This window comes from Lancefieldella parvula DNF00906 (assembly GCF_000758945.1).
In the GTDB taxonomy this organism is placed as follows: domain Bacteria; phylum Actinomycetota; class Coriobacteriia; order Coriobacteriales; family Atopobiaceae; genus Lancefieldella; species Lancefieldella parvula_C.
Window position 1 is genome coordinate 90937 of sequence record NZ_JRND01000017.1, and the last position, 17430, is coordinate 108366.

The window sequence follows — 17430 nt, forward strand, 5'->3', positions numbered from 1 at the left end:
AGCAAGAAAACCGCTGGCTACCTGCGGATAAACCTAAAGCCACGGCCGGAGTGGATGTACGGCAAGAATGCTCGATCTTCCTCGCAGATGTTTCCTGCGACGTTATCGCGAGCATCAAGCTCCAAAAGGCCTCGAGCAATCGAAAGCTCCCCTTCATAGCGACCATATGCTTTACTGCTCACCAAAATGGTGCCAGTAGCAACAGTTTCCCAGGTAGAAGGCTTCGCGTCATACACTGGAGCGTCTTTCCAGAGTCTGGACTCCTGTGAACGGATAATGTACGAGCTGGAATCAGGTCGATCGGTCTGCAAGCGATCATATAGATACTCAAAATCAGGTTTTAACTCGGCTTTTAACTCGATACAATTCCGCTCAAGCTGACCAATGCGCTTCCACGTAGCCTCGGTAACATCTGGGTCGCCAATAAGGACCACGTCAGAGTCAGCGTCGTAAAGCGAAAGCATTGCCTGAATAAGCGCATCACCAGAAAGCCCACGATGTTCCTCGACAGTTGGCAGTCCCTCGTAGAGAGGGCCGCGGAAAATCTCGCCAGGAACAAACGAGAAAATCTGGAATCCAAGCGCCGAAAGGCGTGCGTTAATCTGTGCGACGCGCTCCAGCGAAAGGCCCGTGTAACTCTTGGGATAGTAATTGTGGCAGGCAGCAAAACGAGTGAAGTCGGCACCAGCCGCTTGCCATGCGGAAATGTCGTCCTTGGTAATGGTCGAAGCGTTAAAGACCACGTGGAACTTGCGAGAGAGCTCTACGGTCTCCGTCGCATCAAACCCAAAGTCAAGACGCACATACGTAATGCCAAGTTCTGCAAGCTCGTCAAACTTTTGAACGCCAAGTTTGGAAAGAGTAGCAGGAGAAACATCGGCAATGAGGTTGATCTCAGCCTTTTTGCACAGCTCTAAAAGTCGGCGAGCCTCAGTGCGATAATCAATCCCCTCTTCCTCGGGAATCTGTAAAGACGTAAAGGCGTAGTGGCATCCGGCTGCCTGTGCTTTTGCCACAAACTCAGCATTAGCCTCATATCCACTGGCAAAATACAGTGAAATTCCGGTGCGCATAAATCCTCCAAGCAATTGCAAAACGCTTTCTAAAAGACGGGTTTTCTCGCCAGTCGGGCGCCGGGCGAGAAGACCAACGGGCAGCCGGTCGGTCAGCCAGTCAGGTGCCAGTCGAGTGCCAGTCGGGTGCCGGGCGAGAAGAAAAATCCCTCTTCCTAGGATACCTAAGAAGAGGGATAAACGTTTCTAAAACGTGCGGTTTTTACTCGCCGAAGACGTCGTTAATACGATCCTCGTCAACGCCGAAGAACCAAGTAAGTGCAAAGCCTGCAGCGTAAGCAAGAAGCATTGCAAGCAGGTAGAAGACCTGGTTACCAGGCTGGACAATCAGCAGACCAAAGAGGCCGGAGACGCCCTGGGAAACGGTACCAAGGTGGAAGAGGTAAGCAACTACGGAGCCAATACCGGAGCCAAGGCATGCGGTGATGAATGGCTTACCAAGAGGCAGAGTAACTGCGTACATAAGAGGCTCGCCAATGCCGAGCATACCAACTGGGATGGACTCGGTCAGGTACTTCTTGACGCGCTTGTTCTTGGTCTTGAAGAGGATTGCAAGACCAGCACCAACCTGGCCGCCGCCTGCCATCATCAGCAGAGGAAGCAGGTAGTTGATGCCCTGAGTTGGGCCCTCTGGGTTGTTAAGCATAACGTGGATTGGGGTAAGTGCCTGGTGAAGACCAACGGAAACCAGTGGCAGGAAGGTAGAACCAAGCAGGTAAGCACCAAAGACGCCAAGCTTGTCATAGAAGAACTGAAGGACAAAGAAGATTGCCTGAGTGAGCCATGCGCCTGCAGGCTGAAGAATCAGGACAGAACCAATGACACCGATGATGACGGTGCAAAGTGGAGTCAGGAAGGTGTCGAGAACGCTTGGCATAACCTTGTGCAGGTTCTTCTCCAGGAATGCGAAGAAAATTGCGCAGATGATTGCACCAATCATGCCGCCTGCTGCTGCGTTGAACAGGTCAGAGGAAGCGACGATAAATGCGCCCTCCTTGAAAGCAACAGTTGGAAGGCTGAATGGAAGGTGAACCAAACGAGTTGCAACGCCGTCAACAGTCTTGGAAGCAAGAAGAGGCATACCAGCGTTAGCAATGGAGAGTGCGCCAGCCATAGCACCAAGAACGCGAGAACCGCCAAACTCCTTGGCAGCGTTCTCGCCAGCAAGAACTGGCAGGTAAGCGAAAAGTGCCCAGCCCATAGTCCAGATAGCTGCGAACCACCACTCGTTAGCAAAAGCCTTACCAGTGGAAAAGTTGATAACGTTGATGATACCGTTGATGAGACCTGCGGAAATGATGCCAGGAAGCAGTGGAACAAAGATGTTAGCAATCTTCTTGAGGAAGCGCTGAACAGGCTTGTTCTCGTACTTAGCCTTCTGAGCTGCCTTGTTGTCCTTAGCTGCGGATACAACGTCGTCCTCAGATGCGTCACCAGCAGCAACGCCGGTAAGCTTGGAGAACTCAACAATAACCTTGTTGACAACGCCAGGACCAAGAACAACCTCAAGGTACTCTGCATCCTCGACCAGACCCATGACACCGTCGATAGCCTTGATGGCCTCGGAGTCAACCTTTGAAGGATCTGCGGTCTTAATGCGGAGCCTGGTCATGCAGACCATGTTGCTCTGAACATTTTCTTTGCCACCGACGGCAGCAAGAATCTGTTCTGAAAGCTTGGTGTAATCCATACTTTCCTTCTTTCTCTCGTTGCGATGTTGCAACAAATACTTATCAAGAATACATAAAAAATGAACTTATCGGTACAAGAATCCATACCTGTGGTTCATTGTTTCATGTTTTGACCTAATTTGAACGCCTCGTTACTGCAGGTAAATTGATCGTTTTTCAAAACTTACCGTACGCTTACGCGTCATGCTGATACCACTGACCGATGCAGTTGAAACAAAATGCTCACGTGTGTGTCATTTGTTACAACTGCGGTTACTACAGTGCACCTCTGACATGACCATGGGCTGCCTCGAGTTTAGCTTTAGCCTCGTCAACAGGCATCTGAGTCAGCAGCATGACAATCGCAAGTTTTGCATTACCGTCAGCCTGCTCAAGAGCCTGAGCTGCCTCTTCGCGAGTGCAACCAGTTGCTGCCATGGTAATGTTCTGCGCGCGAACTACCAGTTTCTTATTGGTCTGCTGCACGTCAACCATAAGATTCTGATATGCCTTACCCACGCCAACCATAGAACCGGTTGAAATCATGTTCAGAATCATCTTCTGAGCAGTACCGGACTTAAGACGTGTAGAGCCTGTGAGCACCTCAGGTCCACAAGAAGGCTCAATGGCAAGCTCTGCCTCTTTACCCACTTCAGAACCCTTATTGCAGGCAATAGCAACAGTCTTGCAGCCCAAAGAACGAGCATAGCGCAGGCCGCCAATAACGTAAGGTGTGCGGCCACTAGCTGCAATTCCAATAGCAATATCGTTCTTGTTCAGACCAATCTTCTTGAACTCTTCTTCGCAAAGCTCAAGAGAATCTTCTGCGCCTTCAACTGCACGTACAAAGGCCTTCTCGCCACCGGCGATAAGACCAACAACCACGTCAGGAGAAACGCCAAAGGTAGGTGGGCACTCAACCGCGTCCAAAACGCCCAGACGGCCTGAGGTTCCAGCGCCAAAGTAGACAATTCTGCCGCCAGCTTCTAGCGAGGAAACTGCCCACTCAACTGCCTGTGCTACCTGCGGAAGAACCTCTTTGACGCCAGCTACCACGTTGAGGTCTTCCTGGTTCATAACGCTGACCAGCTCAAGCGGGGTCATCTGATCCAGGTCCATGGTGTTGGGGTTTCTTGTCTCGGTGACAAGTTTTGTTAAATCAATCACGTTTTCACCTTCTGTGTTGTGATTTTTACGCAATATTACGCAATAACGTCGTTGGCTGTACCAGGCAAATCTTGGTCAGAAGAAAGCGTGTTGACACGTTCAGCTGAATCCAACTTGCCAATATAGTTTGTCGAGAAACGCTTAACGCTCTTCTCGTAATTTCTATTTACATAGGCTGCAAAGAGCGCATCTACAACGTTGAGCTGGGCAATTCTTGAAGACATGGCGCCGCTTCTCATAATGTGCTCAGTCTCTGCAACGCCCAAAACGTAGTCGGAGCGGTGAATGAGCTCTGAATCAATGCCACCGCGGGTAATGGCAACCACCTTGGCGCCGTTTGCCTTTGCAATCCAGGCACACTCAATGGCTTCTCGCGTAAGGCCTGAGTAGCTGACCACAATAGCAAGATCTTCTCGCCCCATGTTTTTGGCGTAGAGCATCTGAGAGTGGTAATCGTCGCTCAAGTTGCAGTTAATGTTGAGGCGCATGAGTTTGAGCTGCAGGTCTCTTGCAACCAGAAGCGAAGCTCCCATGCCAAAGAGGCAGATGGAATGAGCTTGCATCATGAGTGAAACAACTGAGTCAACAACCTGAGCGTCAAGCAATTGCCTGGTAAGCTCCAGCGAAGAAATGTTCTTTGCAGTAACTTTTTCGATGATCACATCAGTGGTGTCACCTGCGATAACGCCGCCGACAGCAATATCGTTGCTTTTGTTACTTACTGCCAGCTCGTAAATAAGCGCCTGCTGGAACTCTTTATAGCCACCGCAGCCAAGCTTCTTGCAAAGCCTGACAACCGTTGATGCAGATGTATACGTTTGAGCTGCTAGTTTATGGATTGATTGACCAACTGCCGCTTCTGGATCCGACAGAATATAGTCGACTATATCGCGTTCAGCTGAACTAGCATTCTTGCGATACTCTTCCAGACGTAGACGAACACCTCTCACGCAATCACCTCCGGCCGTCCAGTTGACTAAAACGTTTGACTATATTGTTTCACGATGCCATAAAAATTTCATCTGTAAAGTAGGCAGTGCCGTAAACGGTAGTATTGCATGCGCAAGTGTAAGCGCGCTCAATGCGCGTTGCATGCGCGACTGCTCATGTTTTCCCAGTATAATGCGGGGACAATTGTCGCAAAAAACTGAGCCTTGATTTGGGTACGTTACTATCACTTCATAAAAACTTTTACTATCGAGTAGACATTTGACCACGTAAAACCTGATTAAAATATTTCATCTTTGCCTAAAAAATTCAAATTTAGATACCATTGACAGCTTTTTTGATACCACTCGCAGTACGTTAACGTACCCATTATTTCATCTTGGACAAACTAGCTGCAATTTTGATGAAACGCACGTCATCATAAGCGCAAATTATCTCAGCCAATTGAGATAGCAGGTGTTTCACCTAAGGCAAAACCGAAGGAGACGATATGCGCACCAACGAAGATTTGCACCAGAATCAAAACGCTCACTCTGAGCACTCATCTAACGCAGGCTCCCCTGCTGGGCAGACCAGAAGGCAATTTCTGAGCAGAAGTGCTCTTGGTCTAGCCGCTCTAGCAGGTCTTGGCCTTACCGCCTGCCAGACAAAGGGTGGCGCAACTGCTGCTAAGGGAACCGCAAAGAAAGTTGACTCCGTAGACGGAACCTTCCAGTACGAGAAGGTCTTCCCTGTTCTAAACGACAACGAGGCATTTGACGACTCTCTTGTTACCAACCAGCTCAACAGCTTTGTTTGCTTTGCTGGTCAGGGCACCGTCTATGTAAAGAGCTCCGAGCCTCAGAGCTTTGCGCTCTTTGTAAACGGTCACCAGGTTCCAACCGACAAGCTTGACGGCTCTTCCTGGAACCAGATTGACATCTCTGACGTAACCGTCAACGGCGATAACCGCCTGCAGGTCAGCACCGTTAAAGAGACTCAGGCAACCTTTGAGGTCAAGATTGGCTACCCAACCCTTATTGACGGCACCAAGGATTACGCTGACAACGACAACTTTAAGCTGATTGACCAGATCATCAACGCAGAGATTGCCAACGGCTTCACCTCTGCTCAGCTGGTTGTTACCAGGTACGGCAAGATTATCAAAAAGACCAACTACGGTAACGTCAATTCTTACAACAAGGACGGCTCTCGCATCAAAGATGGCAAGGCTGTTGACGACAACACCCTCTATGACCTGGCTTCTAACACAAAGATGTATGCCACTAACCTAGCAATTGAGAAACTGGTTACCGACGGTCAGCTGGACGTTTCCAAGAAGGTTCAGGAGTACATTCCAGACTTCAAGGACCAGGAGGGCGATAAGATCCTGGGCAAGAACGAGCTTACCGTTCGTGAGATTCTTGAGCACCAGGCTGGATTCCCACCAGATCCTCAGTACCACAACCGCAACTACAACCCAGAGAAGCCTGACGATCCACAGCCAAACGCAAACCAGAAGCTGTACTCTCAGAATCGCGACGAGATTCTGCAGAAGATTATCGAGACTCCTCTGCAGTACGTCCCAGGTACCAAGACTGCCTATTCCGACGTAGACTACATGCTCCTTGGTTTTATCATTGAGAAGATCACCAATAAGCGCCTTGACCAGTACGTTAAGGAAGCTCTTTATGAGCCACTGGGACTCAAGAACGTCACGTTCAACCCACTGGACAACGGCTTCAAGGCTGACGGAATCGCAGCTACCGAGCTTAACGGCAACACCCGCGACGGTCTCATTACCTTTGACAACATGCGTACCGACACCATTCAGGGTACGGTCCATGACGAGAAGGCCTACTATGCCATGGGTGGTATCTCTGGTCACGCTGGTCTGTTTGCCAACGCTTCCGACCTGGCTGTTCTTGTCCAGACCGTTATGAACCGTGGTGGCTACGGAAACACCATGCTCTTCAGCGAGGACGTTCACGATCAGTTTATCAAGCCAAAGGACACCAGCGTCACCTACGGTTTGGGCTGGAGGCGTAAGGGTCACATTGGCTACCAGTGGGCCTTCTCGCCAATTGCAAACGCTGCAACCGTTGGCCACACCGGCTGGACCGGCACACTTACTGTCATCGACGTCTACAACAACACCAGCTTGGTGCTGCTCACCAATACCAAGAACTCGCCTGTCATTGACAACAAGGTCAATCCTAACGACTTTGTGGGAAACCACTTCCTGACCGGTGGCTACGGAGTTGTTTCTACGCTGGCATTTGATGGCCTCGACGACGCAAACGCCGAGGGCAACAACGCCAAGCTCATGGACATGGTTATTGCCAAGTACAAGCTCATTCAGGCCGAGGCAGATTATCAGACTGACCCCGATAAGGCTTCCCTGAAGGCATTGCTTGAGGTCTGCGACCAGAGGAAAGACTCCAAGGTTATCAAGGACTTCCAGGCAAGCGATCTGTACAAGACCATCTCGGAGTTTGTTGGTAAGTAAAGCTCGTGTAAACAAGCTGCGAAGCGGGAATAAACGCAGTACACGAACAAGGTACGATACACATCTTGTCTAGCAACGGCCCTCTCCTCCGTCTAGACACACCAAAGCCCGGATGCTATTGCGCGGCATCCGGGCTCTTTTTGTGCGCACGTGCGCGCATGCTGGGATTTCGAGTGCGCGGGTTTCTCGCCAGCTACACGGCAGGCGGGCGCGCCGCGAGCCTGAAAAGTGCAAAGAATCTGTATTTGAGCCACCGATTCTTTGTCAAAATCAGGCAAATCCACAGTTTCTTTAACGTTTTCAGGCAGAATTTACAGATTCTTTGCAGAAATCAGGCACGCTTTGCGGTCACGAGCTTGCAGGTGCGTTCGCCGGGCACGCAACTTACAGTGCGGCGAGAAAATCATCTGCTTGCTGGGCAATTGCCTCGTAAACCTCGGGTTCTGGCTCCCAAGTTCCCTCAGTCCAAGCGGTAACAGGAAGCGAGAAGCCATTGAACGGCTCAACTGGCTTAGTGCGCAGGGCCAGGAACTGCTGCTTTACCACGGCGAGCGATCCTGCAGTCTTGTTTCGGCCGCCAACGCCACTTGCAGTGACAACCTTGCCAGCAATGGCGGTCTCGGACTTCTTCTCGTAATCGGAAGTGAGCGGACGGCTCAGCCAGTCCAAGATGTTCTTAACGGTGCCGGGAATGCTGTAGTTGTACTCCGGAGTAAAGAGCCATACGCCATCGGCAGCCATAACCGCGTCCCTGACTTTTTGGACACCTTCAGGAGCTGGGAATTCTTCGTCCTGGTTAAGCAGAGGAACGTTCAGAACGTCAACGACCTCAATCTCCGCCTTGCCTTCGAGTGCCTTTGCTGCAACCTGACTCAGCGTCTTATTGAACGAATTCTTTCGGCCAGAACCGATGATAAATACAATTTTCTTCATAAGCAGACCTCTCCGCGAATGCTGTGTAAATAAAAATCATGCACGAGCAAATCTGCCCGTACATGATTTGTGTACCCAAACGTTAGCTCTGTAGTCGTATTTAACAGAAGTCCGAGAAATTCACACAGCTCTCAAGCGCTTTTACCACCTGCTCAAGACCGGTGAGGTCTTCCTGGGTGAATCGAGCCACGCTCGGACTATCAATGTCCAGCACGCCAACTACCTGGTTATCCTTGACGATAGGAACGACCACCTCAGAGTTTGATGCAGAGTCGCATGCAATATGTCCCGGGAACTGATGCACGTCCTCTACCAGCTGACTTGTCTTTGTTTCCGCAGCCGTACCGCACACTCCCCGACCAAACGGAATGCGCACACAGGCAACTTTGCCCTGAAACGACCCCAAGCGCAGCTCGGGAGTGCGCGGCTCGTGGGCGCTTGGGGCCGCGCCCGGTTCCAAGTCCGAACCCGCGCCCGGTTCCACGCCCGAACCCGCGTCCGGCTCCGCACGCGTCACTGTCACAGAATCTACCAGGTAGAACCCCACCCAGTTGATGTCGTCGAGAGCGTCCCACAGAAGGGCGGCAGCGTTGGACAACACCGGCAGCCAATGAGCATCAACCTCGGCAAGCGAGACAATCTGTTTTGCAAGTAAACCGTAATCAGTCATGTTTACTTCTCTGGCAGAATCTCAATCCAGCATCCATCAGGATCTGCGATGAAGTAGAGACCCATCTTTGGGTTCTCTTTAACAATGCAGCCCATCTCCTCGTGAAGTGCGTGGAACGCATCAAAATCGTCAACGCGGAACGCAATGTGAGTGTCTTTTCCGCCGTTATCGTAAGGGTCTACCCAACCGCGGTTCCACGTGAGCTCCAGCTCAAAAGGAGACCAGTCGTTTACCAAAAACGTGTTGGTCCAAGAACCGTCCTCTGGTCCCTTAACACGGTCAACGCGAAATCCCAAAGCCTTCTTGTAGAACTCGACGGTTTTCTCGTTATCCAAAACATGAGTGCAGCGGTGAACAAAACGTGCCTGCATAAATCCTCCTTTGATATCGAGAAACCCCGCAGCTAGACGGGGTTTCTCGCCATGTGAACTACGTGCTGGTAGATGGACTGCCAGCGGAAATCGCGCTTGGTCCGCGGCCGCCCGGCCGTGCGCCCGACTGCGTGCGCCGACTCCCCGCTAGTTGAGCTCCTGCTCAAGCTGGTCGACAAGCTCGCCAAAGTACTTGAGCGCAGCGTTAACGGGGTCTGGAGTGGCCATATCAACGCCAGCGCCGCGAAGCAGCTCAATTGGGGTCTTGGAGCAGCCGCCGGAGAGGTAGCCAATGTAGTCCTTGACCGCAGGCTCGCCCTCGGAAAGGATGCGCTGGGACAGGGCAATAGCTGCCGAGAAACCAATGCAGTACTGGTAGACATAGAAGTTGTAGTAGAAGTGAGGGATGCGCGACCACTCTAGCTTAATCTCTTCGTCCAGCTCAATGCCAGGTCCAAAGTACTCTGCGCAAAGCTTGCCGTAGCGCTCAGAGAGAACCTCGGCGTTCAGAGCCACACCGTCAGCGTTCATCTGGCTGATATCACGCTCAAACTCGGCAAACATGCACTGGCGATAGATGGTGCCACGGAAGCCCTCGAGGAAGTGGTTGAGGATGTACGCATGACGGGCAGGATTGGTCTCGTGCTCAAGCAGGTAGTGTGAGAGCAGCGCCTCGTTGCAGGTAGATGCAACCTCTGCAACAAAAATGGAGTAGTCAGAGTAGGTAATCTCCTGGTTGTGGGACGAGAAATACGTGTGCAGGGAGTGGCCCATCTCGTGAATAAGGGTGTAGACGTCGTCAAGACCGCCCTGGAAGTTGAGGAGCATAACGGGGTTCATACCCTTACCACCTGCGGAATAAGCACCGGAGCGCTTACCTGGGGTTTCGTACACGTCAACCCAACGGCTCTCCAGGCCCTTTTTGACCAGGCTGACGTACTCCTCGCCCATAGGTGCCAGAGCCTTAATAATAAGGTCGCAAGCCTCCTCGTAGGTAAACTTCATGTCAACATCGTCAACAAGAGGAGTGTAGACGTCCCAGAAGTGCAGCTCATCCAAGCCCATAACGCGCTTGCGCAGGTCAACGTACTTGTAGAACGCTGGGAAGTTCTGGTGAACGGCGTCAATCAGGTTGTTGTAGACCTCAACAGGAATCTCGTTCTCTGCAAGAGCAGCCTCAAGGGAGCTTGCATACTTTCTAGATGACGAGAAGAACTGCAGGTTCTTAACCTGGCTGGTCAGAATTGCAGCGGAAGTGTTGCGGAACTCGCCAAAGCGGCTGTAGAGCTGTTTGAATGCAGACTCGCGCAGGACGCGGTCAGCATCCATCAGCAGAGGAACAAATGAACCGCTGGTTAGCTTATGAGTCTTGCCCTCAGAGTCAACTGCGTCATCGAAGGTAAGGTCCGCGTCATCAAACATAGAGAAGATATTGGTTGGCTGAACAGCAAGCTCTTCAGCACGTGCCAGCAGCGCTTCTTCCTCAGCAGAAAGGGTGTGCTCACGCTGGTTCAAGATCTTGTTGAGCTTACGACGATAAAACTCAAGAGCTGGAACCTCTGCATAGAACTTCTCGACAGATTCTGCTGGAATGGCAAGAAGCTCTGCGGCAAACCAAGAAGTTGCCTCGCCAACCTGCGTATATGCGCTGGTAGCGTTTGCAACGTATGCCTGATACTTGGCCACGCGAGTATCTTCGTCGCTCTTGCGCTCTGCGTAGTTGATAATCTTGTAGAGCAGAAGAGTCATCTGGTCCTCAAGCTGCAGGAACTCCAGAAGAGCCTGAGCGGAGGTAGAGATCTTGCCCTTGAACGCAAGCAGCTTTGGACAGTAAGCCTTAAGCTCCTCGAGTCCAGCCTCAAATGCCTCATCGCTGGGGAACATTGAGGACAGGTCCCACTTATATTTGCTGTCAATTTCTTCGCGAGACTCGTATGCCATGAGCCTTCCTTTCTTGACCGGGTCAGTATGCTGTCCTGTTGTCATCAGTGGAGAAGTTACGTCCACAAAATGTGAGCGTTCAAACTTCACATAATCCTGAGTATACAGCACGACTATTTAACGCTACTTAGTGTCTCATATCAGCAAGATTTTATATAGCGAGGACAGGCTATGTACATCTGTACGTAACTTTGCAGGAGTATGGCACTCATGCGGCAAGTTAAGTGGGTAATACACTGGACAGTTAAAAGTTCGTCTCCTATTAAACTTGCTGAAAGTTGAGTCACAGCTTGGACTTGATATGCGCAGATAGTAAACCGCATTAAGTAATTGTTGTTTTGACTCAAGTGAGTTCACTGTTTGGGAGACGTCTATGTATGTACAGAACTTAACAGATTTAGCTGGCTGGTTCCTTGCAACAACTAATTCCTGGTCTGGGCATTTTGTTGAACTGCACGATTTCTGCGATTACAACGACAACAACGTAAGCTTATTTGATATACCGTTTGACATACCCCATTATCAAATTCCTGGAGTGCTTGAAGAATTTGCGTGTTTATTTAAGTCCGAAATACGCGAACAAGAGAATGCTTATAACTATCAAAAAATTCTTGATAGTTATGGCATAGATATTACAGACAATGCTGAATTACTTTCTAGTATTAACGAGCTTGTTTTAAACAAAGAATGCATCCATGCAATCATCACCAAGTGCGTTACCGAAGATCCTAAAGGAGTTGGACTTCTCTATACTGCAGCGGAAAGTTCACTTCTTGATAGATGTCTATTCAAATTGGATCATATCAAGAAAATGTTCAGACCAGACTATGACTTTGGCCGTAGAAAAAAGAAAACTTCTCCGAGCACAGAAGGAGATTACTGGGATTTTGTAGAAACAAATAAACTCCCAGAATGGATTTGGTGTCTGGTTGGTAACGTAATTGACGAACATCCTTTTGGAGAAGACCATACCGTTGTTCATGGGACGCGACATTTTTCTCCTGGAACAAAGGTTTATTGTCTTCCAGTTCAATGGGGCGATGGATACGAAAAAATCGCTGTACTAGGCAAACATAGAGGTTCACGAGGGCTCATTAGAATTGTAATGAGTAGAGAGTTGATTCATAACTTTAGATGTCAAAAGGTTTTCTCACCATATGTAATTAAGCGCATGTATACACGCAGCAACCATGGCATGAACTTTAAGGGCTGGGGGCAATCTGAAGCAGAGAATGAGACCATCTTGTCACTACTTCCATGGCTTAATACGACTCCTGAAGAAGAAAAACAAAGAACACTGCTACTTAATAGTTCGCAACTGTCATTCTTGATACATGCTGGCGATACACTAAACCAGAAAATTCGTTTGAGAATTGAACGACACAGTCGCAGAGATGATTGTTGTGGTGCAGGATGGTATGGATTCTATAGAATTGGCGAGAAACCAGAACAGTCTATTGGTCTCCTTGATTGGTATGGATATTGGCCAGATGATGTGTCCTACGAAGAATGTAGATCAAACTACAAACCATCATGTGAATTATTAGGTGGATTTTTAGATGCCGGAATTCTTAACTGGGAGAATACCTATGAGTCTATTCCTACTAATGGTAGACCTCCATTTACGTGGGAATTTGAGGCGGTTTTAGAGCATGGCTTTCTATCGAATGCTGGACATAATGCATACCCAGAGAACTTTCCATCAGTTATGAGACTTCTGACAGCATGGGGTTTTCCAAAGATTTGGAATTCAACCAGCAATGCACCTGATGCATTTCTTGATTTGATGCCGGAGCAGAAATAAATCTCAAGCCTCCCTCTCGGTCATCCCTCGCAGCTCCATCTCTACCGTTCGCGGAAAATGTCAGCTTTGGTGAACAAACAGCAAATCCGTGTGCCCAGCAGGGATATAATCGCAGGTGAACAACAGAGGGAGAACTGCCATGAAGATGCACCTCATTGAGCCCAAGACTTGTACTCAAAGCACACCTACCGTGTTGCTAATTCATCCCATGCTCTCGTCTGCAGAGGGAATGAAAACAGTTCTTGTGAATAACATGGGTGATGACCTGCGCTATCTGGTTCCAGATCTTGCTGCCCACGGAGAAGAAGACGCAACGGAATATGTCTCAGCGTCCCAAGAAGCTGCGCAGATTCATGACTGGATGCTGAAGCACGACATAACCCATCTCTCCCTGGGTTTTGGTGCCTCTCTAGGCGGCGTTGTTCTGTCTGAGCTCCTCAAGTTCCCCGATTTAGTCTTTGACCATCTCTTCTTTGAGGGAACAAGTTTCTGGACAGGCGGGCTCCTTGCCTCCACGATGGAGTTTGTGCTTAAGAAAGTATTTCTTACCAAGCACCGCAAAGCCATTGCAGACCCCGAGCTATCCGTACAAAAGATGGAACAACTTTACGGAAAAGTTGCAGCTAAACCTATGTCAGAGCACTTTATTGCAATGAGCGACCAAAGCATCCAGAACATCATTCACGACTGCAGTAACGTTGACCTCCCCGCTCTTAACCCCGACATACAACGCTGTTGCATCTTCACGTATGGCGAGAAGGACTTTGACTTGAAACGCGCAAGGCAGGTTCTGCCTAAGGTTTATCCCGATGCCACGCTTACCATCTGGCAAGGCTATGATCACTGCGAGCGCATGACAAGCAACTCAGCAGCGTATGGTCAGATGCTCAGAGAGCTTGTGGTTTAGAGAGCAAAACTCATAACGGATGCTTCCAATCTGAATGTTCTCTTGAAAACATTAAAATTATCAATATTGTTTCTGTATAAAAGTACTTATAAACAGCTGTGCTAATTCAATATTGCACAACTTACATCAGACATCCTAAATCTCTAGATTTGTATATCTACAAGAGGCCTTTTTGATTTTTTCAATTGCTCTTTTTGATGTTGACTGTTTTATTAAACCTTCTTTTGCATACGCTGCTATCGAACACTTATGCTGATCTATAAGTGCAATAACTATTGCTTCATTTGCATCAAATATACCTGCTTTGATTGCAGCTATATAAATACTCTTGTCCAAATCTTCTTTTAAAATAATTCCAGTCTCACTAAATACATCCCTAATTGCATTCAACGCATTAATATTCTTTGGAAACACAATTTCAGCGGCAGCTTTACTATCCATGTCGTCAATTTTTATTCCAAGCGGTACGCTATATTCTTCAATGACAAGATTTAGCTTATCCACATCGCTTTTCATTCTTGCCCTTCTTTCTCGTTTTCCATGACTTCCGTGAGTATTAATTCTGTTTCAGTAATTATGTCACCAGCTTCAGGTAAAGCTATCTTTTCTCTATTGGATTCAATTTTTATAACAGTTGGTGCAATAAACTCATCGGCAAATCTCTCACGATCTTCTTTAGAAAACATTTCTTTAAGTGTGTTCCCGTCAAGTCTTACTGAAATGTCATCTAAAAGTTTCTCAGTTTCATCCTTATTAAGTAAATGCTCTATAACTAATTTATTAAATTGTTTCTCCAATATTGCGGTCATTTGAATAGCATCATCTTCAACAAAATGATTTGCTACAGCAATTGCCGCTTGCTCAACAGCACATGAAGCTGCTACAGCCCCAATAAATGAACCTACTGTGGTACCAATTCCCGGAACAATCATAGTACCAGCAGTCGCACCAGCCACCATCCCGCCAAATCCACCAGCCAGACCTGCACCAGTAGATATTAAATTTTTAAAAAGCTGCTGAGCTGAAATACGTCTCCTAAACATATCTACTGCATTAAATGTAAAAATTGCTGTAAAAGTTAAAGTGGAGGTAATAGCATTTCCTCTAAGAATTTTTGCAGCACTTTTTTGGGCCGCTGCTCCAGCTATTTGCCTTCCAGGCCTACATGCATTCGCAATTATTGCAGAGACCTTAGATCCCAATTTCCTTGCAATAGCTTCAGTACTACCAACCATAAGTGAATTCAAGCCAGCCTTCGATAGTTGGCTCGCAGCAACAGATACGATAAATGTCATTCCGCCTAATTTTAGCCCATCTATCGTTGCACGCTTTAAAGCCATAGACAAACTTTCTCCTGACCAAAGCGATAATGCAAAAGTAATTATCGCAGTTACTCCGAAGGTAGTTTGTGCAACAACTACTCCATTTTTTGCATCATATTTGAGCGATTCTATGTTTCCAGCTTTTGCAATGTTTACAGCCTGTTTATACGTATAATTTCCGGCTTTTACAATCTCTGTTGCAGAATCAGGATCTTTCACACCTGGAACTTCATTCTTAAGAATCTTTTTGCGCATTGCGATAATCGCTTCTTCATACTTATCAGAAGGAACTTCAATGACCATAGGGTTGCCCTGTGCATCAAAATACCTAAATTTATTATTTTCAAAACATGCGCTAATACATTCGCTTCCAGTCTTGTAATACTTACTTTGAATATATACCTGGGTTCCATCTTTTTCATAGACAAGCCTGTCTGCTCCATTTTTTGCGTTGTCACCTCCAATAACTTTTCCTTTTTTGCCGTGCCAGTTGTCATATTGATTATTTGCTTGTTCAGCTGCAAAACCATGTCCCCGAGCTGCGTGGAAAACTTCTTCATCCGCAACTCTATTGACAGTTTTCCTGTTTCCCCAAACAATACCTGAATAAATGACGTCATTACTCTTTTGTTTTAAATTTGGAATTTTCGCATCAAATGCAACATAAGCATTTCGAAGACAGATCATCTCGTTAAGAAGTTCTGCTAAACCAACTTCGTTGAACCCAATGCTTGAAAAAGTAATCCTTGTTTCATCTTTCATTGTCAACGAAAGCTTCGTATTGTCACTTGAATCAATAGAGGACACTTCGTCGTACCAGATTTTTTTGGGAGGACGAGGAAAGTCAGACAAATACATTTTTGAGCGAGTAAATAAAGCACCAGAAGATCCATCACTTAAAATGGAGTCGTCAATAAGTCCTACAAATCCATCCTGGTCATATCCAATCGCATACAATGAAATTGCTTTCCTGAGTAAGTGCTCTGGAACAGTTCGAGCGGAATAATACTCAACGTGTTTGCCTGATACAACTGGAGCAAATTTCTCAAAGCATTTAATTCGCATTCTGTGAAGTGAATCTATGGCTTCTTCCTCATTGGCTCTAGAGATAACATCCTCATTATCTTCTAATGATTTATCGCTATTTTGATTTGTATTAAACGGTTCAAATCTATCCTTAAAAGAAAAATAATTGAACTGATCATATGATTTATCTAAAACAGCAAAACAAACATATCTAAAGAGAGAATCGCATTCTAGGTCCTTAAATAATCCATCGGCTGATGGTACTCGAATCTCTTTAAAAACTTCAAAAAATGCTCTGGAAACTAACTGAGCATCATTTCCAAATGCTCCGCATCCCCATGCACCAAGAACTAGATTTTCATACCCCTCATTAATAGCAATATCAAGCATGCCCATGATTCTGGTTTTGAATACATCATATATTTCTTCTTTTTTTACTCCCGCTAGTCCAGGGGCATAAGGAGCAGCCATAGTTAAAACCGCTACTTCTAGTGGCTTATCCAAATAACTTCCATTAGGATTTCTAAATACTTCAACATGTGGGCTAAGAATAGCTGCATCAGTAAAAATATTTTCTTTACCCTTTTTATTCTCTTCATAAAACTTAGACGCTTCTTCAGATGTTAACGATTTATAAAGAGTGGATCTTCTGCATAGGTCTTCTTCTTGAGCATTAGCGCCATTTAATACACCACCACCTGGGGTGTATGGATTTGCAAAATTAAGTACCAAGATATTTTTAAGAACAGATGTATTCTTTGATTGCTTTTCACTTAATAATTTTGCAGCATCAAAAGAGTCGGTATTACTTACAGTAAAAACAGTTCGTTTTCCCAAAGAAATAGGTACTTTTTTATTAGATTTGGAGCGAAGTTTTCTTACATTTTTCTCAGAATAATAAACGGCAGTATTCTGATCTTCAGGTTTATAGAGAAATGGATATTCTCTTTTCTCTACAGTCTCGATAGTTTGCTCGAAGAATTCTATGTTATCCATCAAATTACCCTTCAATTCTTTAAAGAGCGTAAACTTTAATTTAATATTATCTACTGTTGAGTTTTAATGATAAATAGTTAGTTCGACTTTTATATCATTGGTAGCATATTCGAT

13 protein-coding genes are annotated in these 17430 nt (G+C 47.0%); 3 read left to right on the forward strand and 10 right to left on the reverse strand.

Annotation, left to right across the window (positions count from 1 at the left end; all coding sequences use genetic code 11):
• Positions 1-17 precede the first annotated feature (17 nt).
• From HMPREF1647_RS03580 to HMPREF1647_RS03595, 4 genes are all read right to left on the reverse strand, one after another.
• Positions 18-1073, reverse strand: a complete 1056-nt coding sequence (locus HMPREF1647_RS03580; RefSeq protein ID WP_035432103.1) for a MupG family TIM beta-alpha barrel fold protein — start codon at positions 1071-1073, stop codon at positions 18-20.
• 202 nt (positions 1074-1275) lie between these two features.
• Positions 1276-2763, reverse strand: a complete 1488-nt coding sequence (locus tag HMPREF1647_RS03585) for a PTS transporter subunit EIIC (RefSeq protein WP_035432106.1) — start codon at positions 2761-2763, stop codon at positions 1276-1278.
• A gap of 256 nt (positions 2764-3019) precedes the next feature.
• On the reverse strand, positions 3020-3910 hold the full coding sequence (gene murQ / locus HMPREF1647_RS03590) for an N-acetylmuramic acid 6-phosphate etherase (RefSeq protein ID WP_035432109.1): 891 nt from the start codon (positions 3908-3910) through the stop codon (positions 3020-3022).
• 35 nt (positions 3911-3945) lie between these two features.
• Entirely contained in the window at positions 3946-4860 is a 915-nt protein-coding gene (locus HMPREF1647_RS03595; protein ID WP_035427014.1) for a MurR/RpiR family transcriptional regulator, read from the reverse strand.
• A gap of 488 nt (positions 4861-5348) precedes the next feature.
• Here HMPREF1647_RS03595 and pbp4b point away from each other — a divergent pair, with 488 nt between their 5' ends.
• Positions 5349-7346 (forward strand): penicillin binding protein PBP4B, encoded by a 1998-nt coding sequence (gene pbp4b / locus HMPREF1647_RS03600; protein WP_052039117.1) that lies wholly within the window; start codon positions 5349-5351, stop codon positions 7344-7346.
• 384 nt (positions 7347-7730) lie between these two features.
• Here pbp4b and HMPREF1647_RS03605 read toward each other — a convergent pair whose 3' ends face one another.
• The 4 genes from HMPREF1647_RS03605 to pepF form a co-directional block, all read right to left on the reverse strand.
• Complete coding sequence (locus HMPREF1647_RS03605; RefSeq protein WP_035432111.1) at positions 7731-8279, reverse strand: NADPH-dependent FMN reductase; 549 nt, start codon at positions 8277-8279, stop codon at positions 7731-7733.
• A 100-nt stretch (positions 8280-8379) separates the two neighbouring features.
• Complete coding sequence (locus tag HMPREF1647_RS03610) at positions 8380-8763, reverse strand: GAF domain-containing protein (protein WP_316244791.1); 384 nt, start codon at positions 8761-8763, stop codon at positions 8380-8382.
• 188 nt (positions 8764-8951) lie between these two features.
• Positions 8952-9320, reverse strand: coding sequence for a VOC family protein (locus tag HMPREF1647_RS03615; protein ID WP_035427021.1), 369 nt, complete (start codon positions 9318-9320; stop codon positions 8952-8954).
• Positions 9321-9467: 147 nt separating this feature from the next.
• Positions 9468-11261 (reverse strand): oligoendopeptidase F, encoded by a 1794-nt coding sequence (gene pepF / locus HMPREF1647_RS03620; RefSeq protein WP_035432113.1) that lies wholly within the window; start codon positions 11259-11261, stop codon positions 9468-9470.
• Positions 11262-11634: 373 nt separating this feature from the next.
• Here pepF and HMPREF1647_RS03625 point away from each other — a divergent pair, with 373 nt between their 5' ends.
• Both HMPREF1647_RS03625 and HMPREF1647_RS03630 read left to right on the forward strand, forming a co-directional pair.
• Positions 11635-13065 (forward strand): hypothetical protein, encoded by a 1431-nt coding sequence (locus HMPREF1647_RS03625; protein ID WP_035432114.1) that lies wholly within the window; start codon positions 11635-11637, stop codon positions 13063-13065.
• Positions 13066-13204: 139 nt separating this feature from the next.
• Positions 13205-13972: an alpha/beta fold hydrolase gene (locus tag HMPREF1647_RS03630; RefSeq protein WP_035432115.1), complete on the forward strand. Its 768-nt coding sequence runs from the start codon at positions 13205-13207 to the stop codon at positions 13970-13972.
• 135 nt (positions 13973-14107) lie between these two features.
• On the opposite strand, the gene HMPREF1647_RS03635 is transcribed toward HMPREF1647_RS03630, so the two are convergent.
• Both HMPREF1647_RS03635 and HMPREF1647_RS06920 read right to left on the reverse strand, forming a co-directional pair.
• Positions 14108-14476 (reverse strand): hypothetical protein, encoded by a 369-nt coding sequence (locus tag HMPREF1647_RS03635; RefSeq protein ID WP_187468913.1) that lies wholly within the window; start codon positions 14474-14476, stop codon positions 14108-14110.
• A gap of 8 nt (positions 14477-14484) precedes the next feature.
• Entirely contained in the window at positions 14485-17316 is a 2832-nt protein-coding gene (locus HMPREF1647_RS06920; RefSeq protein WP_081933311.1) for a TIGR02452 family protein, read from the reverse strand.
• Between the last annotated feature and the right edge of the window lie 114 nt (positions 17317-17430).

Coding starts and splice junctions, on each gene's coding strand:
- pepF (WP_035432113.1), bottom strand. CDS start 11,261: ATGGCATACGAGTCTCGCGAAGAAATTGACAGCAAATATAAGTGGGAC.
- HMPREF1647_RS03630 (WP_035432115.1), top strand. CDS start 13,205: ATGAAGATGCACCTCATTGAGCCCAAGACTTGTACTCAAAGCACACCT.
- pbp4b (WP_052039117.1), top strand. CDS start 5,349: ATGCGCACCAACGAAGATTTGCACCAGAATCAAAACGCTCACTCTGAG.
- HMPREF1647_RS03615 (WP_035427021.1), bottom strand. CDS start 9,320: ATGCAGGCACGTTTTGTTCACCGCTGCACTCATGTTTTGGATAACGAG.
- HMPREF1647_RS06920 (WP_081933311.1), bottom strand. CDS start 17,316: ATGGATAACATAGAATTCTTCGAGCAAACTATCGAGACTGTAGAGAAA.
- HMPREF1647_RS03585 (WP_035432106.1), bottom strand. CDS start 2,763: ATGGATTACACCAAGCTTTCAGAACAGATTCTTGCTGCCGTCGGTGGC.
- HMPREF1647_RS03625 (WP_035432114.1), top strand. CDS start 11,635: ATGTATGTACAGAACTTAACAGATTTAGCTGGCTGGTTCCTTGCAACA.
- HMPREF1647_RS03580 (WP_035432103.1), bottom strand. CDS start 1,073: ATGCGCACCGGAATTTCACTGTATTTTGCCAGTGGATATGAGGCTAAT.
- HMPREF1647_RS03605 (WP_035432111.1), bottom strand. CDS start 8,279: ATGAAGAAAATTGTATTTATCATCGGTTCTGGCCGAAAGAATTCGTTC.